The sequence below is a fragment of the Streptomyces phytophilus genome, from assembly GCF_013870535.1.
Lineage (GTDB): Bacteria > Actinomycetota > Actinomycetes > Streptomycetales > Streptomycetaceae > Streptomyces > Streptomyces phytophilus.
The window spans coordinates 1-2,061 of record NZ_JACBXC010001102.1 but is presented as its reverse complement, the minus strand read 5'-3'; the positions used below and the strand labels follow the sequence as shown (position 1 = coordinate 2,061).

Annotated in this window: 2 protein-coding genes; both read left to right on the top strand. The window is 72.7% G+C overall.

Annotation, left to right across the window (positions count from 1 at the left end):
* On the top strand, positions 1-1,063 hold a 1,063-nt coding region (locus H5J30_RS29535), incomplete at its 5' end, for a metallopeptidase TldD-related protein (protein WP_181790385.1).
* A gap of 77 nt (positions 1,064-1,140) precedes the next feature.
* On the top strand, positions 1,141-2,061 hold a 921-nt coding region (gene tyrS / locus H5J30_RS29530), incomplete at its 3' end, for a tyrosine--tRNA ligase (RefSeq protein ID WP_181790383.1).

The window sequence follows — 2,061 nt, the reverse complement described above, 5'->3', positions numbered from 1 at the left end:
CACCGGGCCGCCCGCCGAGACCTCCTCGGAGGTGTTCGCCGCCTTCGCGCCGGCGCTCGGCGAGTCCTTCGCCCGCGCCCGGGCCGGCGGCCGGCAGCTCTACGGCTTCGCGAACCACATGGTGACCTCCACCTACCTGGGCACCTCCACCGGGCTGCGGCTGCGCCACGACCAGCCGACCGGCACGCTGGAGCTGAACGCCAAGTCCCCGGACCGGACGAAGTCCGCCTGGGCGGGCCGCTCGACCCGGGACTTCACCGACGTCGACCCGGCCGAGCTGGACGCCGAGCTGGCACAGCGGCTGGCGTGGGCGGAGCGCGCGGTGGAGCTGCCCGCCGGGCGGTACGACACGCTGCTGCCGCCGAGCGCGGTGGCGGACCTGCTGGTGTACATGCTGTGGTCCGCCTCCGGCCGCGACGCGCACGACGGCCGCACGGTCTTCAGCAAGCCCGGCGGCGGCACCCGCGTCGGCGAGAAGCTGGCCGGGCTGCCGCTGACGCTGCGCAGCGACCCGGCGGAACCGGGCCTGGAGTCGGCACCGTTCGTCGTCGCGCACGCCTCGGGCAACGACTGGTCGGTGTTCGACAACGGGCTGCCGGTCGGGCCCACGGACTGGGTGCGCGAGGGCACGTTGCAGCACCTGCTGACCGGCCGCTTCACCGGGGACCTCACGGGCCTGCCCGTCACGCCCGAGGCGGACAACCTGGTGCTCGACGGGGGCGGCACGAAGTCGCTGGACGAGATGGTCGCGGACCTGGGGCACGACGGGCCGGGGCTGCTGCTGACCTGCCTGTGGTACATCCGCGAGGTCGACCCGGCGACGCTGCTGCTGACCGGGCTGACCCGGGACGGCGTGTACCTGGTGGAGAACGGCGAGGTGACCGGGGCGGTGAACAACTTCCGCTTCAACGAGTCGCCGGTCGACCTGCTGGGGCGCGCGGCCGAGGCCGGGGCCACGGAGCGGACGCTGCCGCGCGAGTGGGGCGACTGGTTCACGCGGGCGGCGATGCCGCCGGTGCGGATCCCCGACTTCAACATGAGCTCGGTCAGCCAGGGCGTCTAGGCGCCATTACCCTCGTACGCAGCCGTATCCGCGGCTGCGTACGAGACCCGGACCGAGACCGAGGAGATGCGAGAGACGTGACGGACATCGTCGACGAGCTGCGGTGGCGCGGGCTGCTGGCCCTGTCCACCGACGAGGACGCACTGCGCAAGGCGCTCGCGGACGGTCCCGTCACGTTCTATTGCGGCTTCGACCCGACGGCGCCCAGCCTGCACGTCGGCCACCTGGTGCAGGTGCTGACCATGCGCCGGCTGCAGGCGGCCGGGCACCGGCCGCTGGCGCTGGTCGGCGGCGCGACGGGCCAGATCGGCGACCCCAAGCCGGACGCGGAGCGCACGCTCAACGACCCGGAGGTCGTCGCCGGCTGGGTCGAGCGGGTCCGCGCGCAGATCGAGCCGCTGCTCGACTTCGAGGGCCCGAACGCCGCCCGGATGGTCAACAACCTGGACTGGACCGCGGGCATGTCCGCGATCGAGTTCCTGCGCGACATCGGGCGGCACTTCCGGGTGAACAAGATGATCGCCAAGGAGGCCGTGGCCCGCCGGCTGGAGTCCGAGCACGGCATCGGCTACACCGAGTTCAGCTACCAGATCCTCCAGGGGCTGGACTTCCTGGAGCTGTACCGGCGGCACGGCTGCACGCTGCAGACGGGCGGCAGCGACCAGTGGGGCAACCTGACGGCGGGCACCGACCTGATCCACCGGGTCGAGCCGGAGGCCGTGGTGCACGCGCTGGCGACGCCGCTGATGACCAAGGCCGACGGCACGAAGTTCGGCAAGACGGAGGGCGGTGCGGTCTGGCTCGACGCGGAGCTGACGACGCCGTACGCCTTCTACCAGTTCTGGCTGAATGTCGATGACCGCGATGTCACCCGCTACCTGCGGATCCTCAGCTTCCGCAGCCGTGCGGAGCTGGCGGAGCTGGAGCGGCAGACCGAGGAGCGGCCGCAGGCGCGGGCCGCGCAGCGGGCGCTGGCGGAGGAGCTGACGACGCTGGTG